Raw genomic sequence first — 6450 nt, 5'->3', positions numbered from 1 at the left:
GCTCAAGTCAACAAGCGCGCACGTTTACGTGAGGCAACGAATCCGCCTTCGCGCGCATCTTGACGTGAGGCAACAGGCCGACACGGGTCCGACGCCTACGCTGGCAAGGGTGAGCGCCAGGATCCGAGTGGCGCGGGTCTACGACGACGTCACTCCCGACGACGGCCAGCGCGTGCTGGTCGACCGGGTCTGGCCCCGAGGGATACGCAAGGACGACCCACGGGTGGGGATCTGGCGCAAGGACATCGCCCCGTCGAAGGACCTCCGCGAGTGGTACCAACACCGGCCCGAACGGTTCGACGATTTCGCTTCGCGCTATCAGGCGGAACTCCGCGGCAGCCCGGCGCTGGAGGAGGTGCGCGAGCTGGCCAAACGCGGCGTCGTCACCCTGGTCACCGCCACCCGCGCCGTCGACATCAGCCAGGCCGCCGTCCTCGCGAAGCTCCTGAAAGGCCGCTGAACCCGTGAGACCATCGTGCGATGCGGGTCGGATCGCACGCAGCCACGCCGTGGGCGGGCGGGCAACGGAGCACGGCGGCCCGATGAGCGAGGCCGGCCCCATACTGCCGCGGGAGTTGACCGACCTGCCCGACGAGGTGCGCGCCGTCCCGCCGCCGCCGATACCGGGGCTGCCCGAGCCGTACGGGTTACGGCTGGCCGACCCCGGCGGCGATGCCGAGATGATCGCCGAGTGGATGAACCGGCCGCACCTGGTCGAGGCGTGGGAGTCCGCCTGGCCGGCCGCGCGGTGGCGTCGCTACCTCGCGGCGCAACTCGAAGGCGGGTTCTCCCGGCCCTTCGTCGCCACCCTCGATGCGGTTCCCCGTGCGTACATCGAGTTATACCGGGCGGCAAAGGATTCCATCGCGAGGTGCTACGACCACCATCCCCACGATCTGGGCCTGCATGTCGCCGTGGCCGACCTGGATTACATCAAGCGGGGGCACGTCAGTTACCTGCTGCCGCATCTGGTGGGCGGCATCTTCGGGCTCGACCCGCGATGCCGGCGCATCATGTTCGATCCGGACCACCGAAACGTCTTGGCGCGCACGTTCTGCGAGCGGGGCGGGTGCGTCTTCCTCGGCGAGCACGACATGGCGAACCGCCGGATGGCGCTCTACGTGCTGCCCCGCACGCCCGACGACGTTCCCGGAAGCTGAAATCAGAGCTGCTCGGCGAGCTTCAGTCCGAGCAGCGCCGCCGCTTCGCCGAGCATGACGCTGACGATCAGGTTGGCGACCGCCACCCGTACCTGGCGTTCCTCGCCGAGGCGCTGCGTTTCCAGCATCCAGGTGGAGAACGTGGTGTACGCGCCGACGAACGCGGTGCCGGCCAACAGCGCCGCGTGCTTGTTCAACGCCAGGCCCCCGAGAAAGCCGAGAAGCGCTGCGCCACTGACGTTCACCGCCAACGTGCCGAACGGAAAGGCCCGGGCTGTCCGGCTGCCCACCGCGCGGTCGACCATGAACCGCAGCACGGACCCGACCCCGCCGAGGACGACCACGCCGCCCCAGACGAGGGCAGTCGTGACTACGGAGGCCGTCATCCGCGCACCCTGACCCGGCGCACCATTTTGGTGGCCAGATGCACGGCCAGCAGGCCGCCCACGATGGTGACGACGGTGTAGCTCCCGGCGAGGACCCAATGACCGTGCTCGACCATCTTCAGCGTCTCGACTTGCATCGTCGAGAAGGTGGTCAACCCACCGCACAGTCCGGTGCCCAGCAGCGGGCGCCGGTAACTCGACAGCGGCAACCGCTCCAGGAGTCGGGTGGTGAAGTAACCCACCAGGAAGGCGCCGACGATGTTGACGGTGAACGTCGGCCAGGGCCAGTGGTGCGGGTCGCGGTCGACAACGGCGTCGAAGGCGGCGCGGCCCAACGTACCGAGCGCCCCACCGGCGAAAATCGCCGCCAATTCCCGATAATCGTGTGCCACGAGTGAGCCCCTTCGGTGTGCGCCGGTCGATAGCAGCCTAAGGGGAAGGCTGACCAGAGGGTGAACCCGGGAAGTACCTGAGAAGTCAGGAACGTGCCCGGGGGGTGGGAGGGGTTGACCACAGGCAGAATTGATAAGCATGGCCCACCCCCGCGCCGGTCAACCGGCCCAGCCCGAAGACCTTGTCGATCTGCCTCACCTGGTGACCGCCTACTACTCGATTCAGCCCGATCCCGACGACGTCGCCCAGCAGGTGGTGTTCGGCACATCGGGCCACCGCGGGTCGGCACTGGTCGGGGCGTTCAACGAGGCCCACATCCTGGCCATCACCCAAGCCATCGTCGAATACCGCGCCGCCCACGGCACGACCGGGCCGTTGTTCATCGGCCGTGACACGCACGGTCTTTCGGAACCGGCGTGGGTGTCGGCGCTGGAGGTGCTCGGCGCCCACGACGTCGTCACGATGATCGACTCGCGCGACCGCTACACGCCCACGCCCGCGGTCAGCCACGCCATCCTCGCCTACAACCGCGGTCGCACCGAAGCGCTGGCCGACGGGATCGTCGTCACGCCGTCGCACAACCCGCCGGCGGACGGCGGCTTCAAGTACAACCCGCCCAACGGGGGACCGGCCGACACCGACGCGACGAACGCGATCGCCAAGCGCGCCAACGAAATTCTGCGCGACGGCTCCCCGGTGAAGCGGGTGCCGCTGGCCCGGGCGCTGCGGACCGTCCAACGCCACGACTACCTCGGCAACTACGTCGACGACCTGCCGAACGTGGTCGACGTCGAGGCGATCCGCGCGGCCGGGGTGCGGATCGGCGCCGACCCGTTGGGCGGGGCGAGCGTCGACTACTGGGGCGAGATCGCCCAGCGGCACGGTCTCGAACTGACCGTGGTCAACCCGCTGGTCGACGCGACCTGGCGGTTCATGACGCTGGATCACGACGGCAAGATCCGGATGGACTGCAGTTCGCCCGACGCGATGGCCTCGCTGATTGCGAACCGAGAGCGCTACCAGATCGCCACCGGCAACGACGCGGACTCCGACCGGCACGGCATCGTCACCCCCGACGGCGGGCTGCTCAACCCGAACCACTACCTGGCGGTAGCCATCGACTACCTCTACACACACCGGCCGTCCTGGCCGGACGGCATCGCCGTGGGCAAGACCGCGGTCAGCTCGTCGATCATCGACCGGGTGGTCGCCGGCATCGGCCGCAAGCTCGTCGAGGTGCCCGTCGGATTCAAGTGGTTCGTCGACGGCCTGATCGGCGGAACCATCGGTTTCGGCGGCGAGGAGTCCGCGGGGGCGTCGTTCCTGCGGCGTGACGGCTCGGTGTGGACCACGGACAAGGACGGCATCATCCTGGCGCTGCTGGCCTCGGAGATCGTGGCCGTCACCGGGGCGACCCCGTCGCAGCGCTACCGGGAACTGACGGCCGAGTACGGCACCCCGTGCTACGCGCGCGTCGACGCGCCCGCCGATCGTGACCAAAAGGCGCGGCTGGCCAAACTCTCGCCCGAGCAGGTGACCGCGACCGAGGTGGCCGGCGAACCGATCACCGCGAAACTCACCGCCGCGCCCGGAAACGGCGCCGCGCTGGGTGGATTGAAGGTGACGACCGCCAACGCGTGGTTTGCCGCGCGGCCGTCGGGGACCGAAGACGTCTACAAGATTTACGCGGAATCTTTCAACGGACCCGAGCATTTGGCGGAGGTGCAGGAAGCCGCGCGCGAGGTGGTTAATAAAGTCATCGGGTGACCATTTCCCTCCGCCTTGCCCGTTCGGGGGAATGCAGGTCCCGTTCCGCCCCGCTGCCGCGCGAAGTCTGGATCCTCAGCTGGGCCAATGTCATGGTCGCGCTGGGCTACGGCGTCATCTCGCCGGCGATGCCCGCGTTCGCTCATACCTTCGGGGTCAGCATCAAGGCGGTGACTTATCTGGTCACCGTCTTTTCGTTGAGCCGGTTGTGTTTCGCACCGGTCAGCGGCGCGCTGGTGCAGCGGTTGGGCGAGCGGCGGATTTACATCGGTGGTTTGCTGATCGTGGCGTTGTCCACCATCGCGTGCGCGTATTCGCAGGCCTATTGGCAACTGTTGGCCTTCCGGGCCATCAGCGGCATCGGCTCGACGATGTTTTATGTCTCGGCGCTGGGGTTGATGATCCATATCAGCCCGCCCGACGCGCGCGGCCGGATTGCGGGGCTGTTCACCACGTCGTTCATGGTGGGCGCGGTCGGCGGACCCGCGATCGGCGGCCTGACGGCGGGGTGGGGGCTGACCGCGCCGTTCATCGTGTACGGCGTCGCGATGCTGGGCGTCTGCGTGGTGCTGTTCTACGGCCTGCGGCATTCGGAGCTGGCCGCGCCCCCGCCGCCCACGCGGTCGACGGTGACGATGCGCCAAGCGCTGCGTTTCCGCGCGTATTGGGCGGCGCTGCTGGCCAATTTCGCGACCGGATGGGCGGCGTTCGGTCTACGCGTCGCGCTGGTGCCGCTGTTTCTCTCCGACGTGATGGGGGAAAGCGTCGGCATGATCGGCGTGGCCCTCGCGGCGTTCGCGGCCGGTAACGCCCTGGCCGTAGTCCCCAGCGGTTACCTGTCCGACCGGATGGGCAGGCGCGCGCTGTTGATCATCGGCCTGGCGACGTCCGGCGTGGCGACCGCCGCACTGGGGGTCGTGTCGACGTTGCCCGCGTTCATGGTCGCCGCGGCCGTATCCGGAGCCACCACAGGCATTTTCATGTCGCCGATGCAGGCCGCGGTGGCGGACATCCTCGGCAACGAGGCGCGCGCGGGCCTTCCGGTGGCGGCGGTGCAGATGCTGTCGGACCTGGGTGCCATCGTCGGCTCGGTGACGGTCGGCTGGGCCGCCGAGAAGCTGAGCTTCGGCTGGGGCTTCGGCATCAGCGGGGTTGTCCTGGTGGTCGCCGCTGCCGGGTGGGTGCTGGCGCCGGAAACGCGGACCCTGATTCATCCGGAGCACGGCCTGGCGGAACCCGAGGTGGACGGCGAGGCGGCTTGAGCTGCGACTTTGAACGCCTGTTGGCAGTGGTGTAACTTCGATGAGCACGACTTGGGGCTATGGCGCAGCTGGTAGCGCACCACACTGGCAGTGTGGGGGTCAGGGGTTCGAGTCCCCTTAGCTCCACTCACATATCCGCAGTTCAGAGGCGTAAATCTACGCAACACGAAATGTACGTCAATGTCTCCGTCAAGATTAGGCGTACGCTGCGCCCCGTGGCGTCGATTCGAGAGCGGGAACGCAAGGACGGCTCTGTCCGTGTGACGGCAACAAACTGCGCCGCGACGAACCCGCCGAGATGGTGTTCCTCACCCACGACGAGTTCACGATCCTGCTGGAGGCAGTCACCGAGCCATGGCGAGCACTGGTTGAGTTCCTGGTCGCCAGCGGCTGCCGGTGGGGTGAAGCCAGCGCGCTGAGGCCTGCTGACATCAACCTGACTGAGGGCACCGCCGGTATCCGGCGGGCTTGGCGATATGTGTCCGGTGAGGGTTACCAGCTGGGACCACCCAAGACCCGCCGGAGTGTCAGAGCCATCGACGTCGCGGCTTCCACGCTGTCCAAGCTGGATCTGACGGGGGAGTGGGTCTTTACCAACTCGGGTCGGGGTCGGCGTGGGGATACAGGACCTGTCCGGGCTCACAACTTCAACCCCAACGTGTGGGTACCCGCGTTGGTCCGAGCCAAGGAAGCGGGCTTAACCAAGAAGCCCAGGGTGCATGACCTGAGGCACACCAACGCCAGTTGGCTGATCCAGGCCGGTGTCCCGCTGCCAGTGATCCAGCGCCATATGGGCCACGAAAGCATTCTGACAACGGTTGACCGCTACGGGCATCTGGACAGGAGGTCGTCGCGGGTGGTGGCAGATGTGGTCGGCAAGGCCCTCACACCGAAGAGGATGTCCGCCAAGGAGAATCCGGTCACTACCTGACCCCCTGACCTGCAGATTACCCTTTGGGCAGGCGTAATCGGGAATTCAAGTTGAGCCAAGGGCCGCAAAGACATCCCGCTCCAATCGGCCGGGGCGAAGAAGAGCACGCTCCTCAGATCACTACCTAGGGGAACTATCGCCGTAGCACCCGCCAAGCCTTCTCGCTGCGCTTCACGAAGCGCCGGGTCGAGCGATCGGAACTGAACGATCCAGATCGGACCGTACTCTTCACCAGCAATAACGGGAGATTCGGTGGTCCACGGTAATTTGCCGGTGCAGTGCGCTATATCAGTAGCGCCTATGAAATTCGGTGCGTCCCGTCCATGCACATAGGAGTAAGAACCCGATTGGCACACGGCAGTAACTGCCGCAGACGTAGCCACCTCATCACTAGCGTCGTGAGTGCTGCTCGACGAATTATGGAGCTGGATCTCAATAACCAGGACCACCGATGCGACGGCCGTCAACAATGTGACCGCCACAAGGGCAATCGTCTTGGCATAGTTCGGCCCTGGCCTGACCGGCGCTGATGGTGAATAGGGTGGGTGGGT

General features: G+C 66.8%; 7 protein-coding genes and 1 tRNA gene. 6 read left to right on the top strand and 2 right to left on the bottom strand.

Annotated elements, in window-relative coordinates; genetic code table 11:
* The first annotated feature begins 109 nt into the window (after positions 1-109).
* Positions 110-460, top strand: a complete 351-nt coding sequence (locus tag BST44_RS28600) for a DUF488 domain-containing protein (protein ID WP_439330762.1) — start codon at positions 110-112, stop codon at positions 458-460.
* An 82-nt stretch (positions 461-542) separates the two neighbouring features.
* Entirely contained in the window at positions 543-1160 is a 618-nt protein-coding gene (locus tag BST44_RS28595) for a GNAT family N-acetyltransferase (RefSeq protein WP_083180019.1), read from the top strand.
* 2 nt (positions 1161-1162) lie between these two features.
* On the opposite strand, the gene crcB (BST44_RS28590) is transcribed toward BST44_RS28595, so the two are convergent.
* Positions 1163-1546, bottom strand: coding sequence for a fluoride efflux transporter CrcB (crcB, locus tag BST44_RS28590; RefSeq protein WP_083180018.1), 384 nt, complete (start codon positions 1544-1546; stop codon positions 1163-1165).
* On the bottom strand, positions 1543-1938 hold the full coding sequence (gene crcB, locus BST44_RS28585; protein ID WP_083180017.1) for a fluoride efflux transporter CrcB: 396 nt from the start codon (positions 1936-1938) through the stop codon (positions 1543-1545). Before crcB (BST44_RS28585) ends, crcB (BST44_RS28590) begins: the two co-directional genes overlap by 4 nt.
* Before the next feature lie 139 nt (positions 1939-2077).
* Here crcB (BST44_RS28585) and pgm point away from each other — a divergent pair, with 139 nt between their 5' ends.
* From pgm to BST44_RS28565, 4 genes are all read left to right on the top strand, one after another.
* Positions 2078-3706, top strand: coding sequence for a phosphoglucomutase (alpha-D-glucose-1,6-bisphosphate-dependent) (gene pgm / locus BST44_RS28580; protein ID WP_083180016.1), 1629 nt, complete (start codon positions 2078-2080; stop codon positions 3704-3706).
* Positions 3707-3759: 53 nt separating this feature from the next.
* Positions 3760-4968 (top strand): MFS transporter, encoded by a 1209-nt coding sequence (locus tag BST44_RS28575; RefSeq protein ID WP_142274732.1) that lies wholly within the window; start codon positions 3760-3762, stop codon positions 4966-4968.
* Between the two features lie 53 nt (positions 4969-5021).
* Positions 5022-5094: transfer RNA gene (locus BST44_RS28570), tRNA-Ala, on the top strand.
* A 172-nt stretch (positions 5095-5266) separates the two neighbouring features.
* Positions 5267-5899, top strand: a complete 633-nt coding sequence (locus tag BST44_RS28565; protein WP_083180014.1) for a site-specific integrase — start codon at positions 5267-5269, stop codon at positions 5897-5899.
* Positions 5900-6450: the final 551 nt, after the last annotated feature.

This window comes from Mycobacterium scrofulaceum (genome assembly GCF_002086735.1).
GTDB lineage: Bacteria > Actinomycetota > Actinomycetes > Mycobacteriales > Mycobacteriaceae > Mycobacterium > Mycobacterium scrofulaceum.
Note: the sequence above shows the minus strand (reverse complement) of the source record. Positions and strands in the feature narration are given on the sequence as shown.

Bases quoted from the DNA above. Each gene is read 5' to 3' on its own strand.
- BST44_RS28565 (WP_083180014.1), top strand. From the start codon at position 5,267: ATGGTGTTCCTCACCCACGACGAGTTCACGATCCTGCTGGAGGCAGTC.
- crcB (WP_083180018.1), bottom strand. From the start codon at position 1,546: ATGACGGCCTCCGTAGTCACGACTGCCCTCGTCTGGGGCGGCGTGGTC.
- pgm (WP_083180016.1), top strand. From the start codon at position 2,078: ATGGCCCACCCCCGCGCCGGTCAACCGGCCCAGCCCGAAGACCTTGTC.
- BST44_RS28595 (WP_083180019.1), top strand. From the start codon at position 543: ATGAGCGAGGCCGGCCCCATACTGCCGCGGGAGTTGACCGACCTGCCC.